The sequence below is a fragment of the Cellulosimicrobium sp. MI9406 genome (assembly GCF_040595865.1).
GTDB lineage: Bacteria > Actinomycetota > Actinomycetes > Actinomycetales > Cellulomonadaceae > Cellulosimicrobium > Cellulosimicrobium funkei.
The window spans coordinates 1-1489 of record NZ_JALIZI010000016.1; the positions used below are offsets into that span (position 1 = coordinate 1).

Consider the following 1489-nt stretch of genomic DNA (forward strand, 5'->3'; position numbering starts at 1 on the left):
GTGAGCTCGCTCGCGGCGCCGTCGGGGTCCTCGTCGTTGTCCAGGACGGGGACGGTGACCTCGGTCTTGCCCAGGATGTCCTCCACGGGCACGGTGTCGTCGCGCGCGACCGGGGGCAGCAGGGGCGCGTTCGCCGAGACGTTCACGGTGACCGCGCCGGTCGCGCGGGCGCCGTAGGTGTCCTGGATCTGGTAGTAGAACGTGTACGAGCCGTCCTGGTCGGGCGAGGTCAGCACGATGCGGTCGGCCACGACCTCGGCGTCCAGGTCGTGGGTGTCCTCGATCCCGCCCGGGACCAGGCCGACCTGGTCGCCGTCGGGGTCGGTGTCGTTGGCCAGCGCCGCGACCGAGACCGTGCGCCCCGGGCGCACCGTCACCTCGTCGTCCACCGCGACCGGCGACTGGTTGGTGTCCGCGGGACGGGCGATGCCGACGTTGACCGTGCCCGTGGCGGTGGCGCCGCGCGCGTCGAGCACGGAGTACGTGAACGTGTCCGCCCCGGTCGCGTTCTTCGACGCGGCGTACTCGATCATCCCGTCCACGACCCGGGCGGTGCCCTTGCCCGCGGGGGTGGCGATGCCGGTGACCTGGACGGAGTCGCCGTCGGGGTCGATGCCGTCCAGCGGGACCGCGATGCGCACGCTGGACCCGGACAGCACCCGGGCCTCGATCTCGCGCGGCTGCGGCGGGGCGTTGTCCTCGCCGTCGCGGATCCGGATCGTGACCTGGGCCGAGTCCTCCTGCCCGTTGACGTCCCGCACCCGGTAGATCGCGTACGCCGTGCCCGCCTCCGAGCCCGCCTTGAACCGCAGCGTGTCCTCCGACACGAACGCCTCGCCCAGCGCCGGGTCCACGTCCTGCTCCAGCTCGGGCTGCAGGAACAGCTCCAACCCGTCCGGGTGCGTGTCGTTCTTCAGCACCGGGACCGTCACCACGTCCCCCGCGTGCACCGTCACCTCGTCCGCCACCGCGTTCGGCGGCTGCAACCGCGTCGGCGCCGGCACCGGCACCACCCGCACCTGGCCGGTCGCGGTCTCGGTGCCGTTGGAGGCCGTGTACTCCACCGTCACCGGCGCGTCCAGGCGCCGGATCTCGGTCACCCGCAGCATCTGATGGGCCAGGATCGCGACCGACACCCCGGCGTCGGCGGGCACGCGCACGGACTGCACGACGAGCACGCCGCCCGCGGGGTCCGTGTCGTTCGCGAGGACGTCCACGAGCGTGGACCCGCCCGCCGGGAGGAGCGCGGTGTCGGTGACGACGACGGGCGCGCCCTCGGCCTCGGACGGCGGCAGGACGTCGACCCGGACGAGGCCCGTGGTCGCGTTCGGGCCGTCGGTCACCTGGTACGTCAGGTCGTACGAGCGCGGCTCCATCGAGAGGAACGTGAACGTGCCCGCGTCGTAGTTCGGCGTGATCTGCGCCGGGGCGGACTCCGAGACCGACGCCAGGCGCAGCTCGTCCCCGTTCGGGTCGGTGTCGTTGCGCA

General features: G+C 73.3%; 1 protein-coding gene. It reads right to left on the reverse strand.

The features are described from left to right. A partial coding sequence (locus MT994_RS19280) for an Ig-like domain-containing protein (protein WP_354807600.1) occupies positions 1-1489 on the reverse strand: 1489 nt, incomplete at both ends.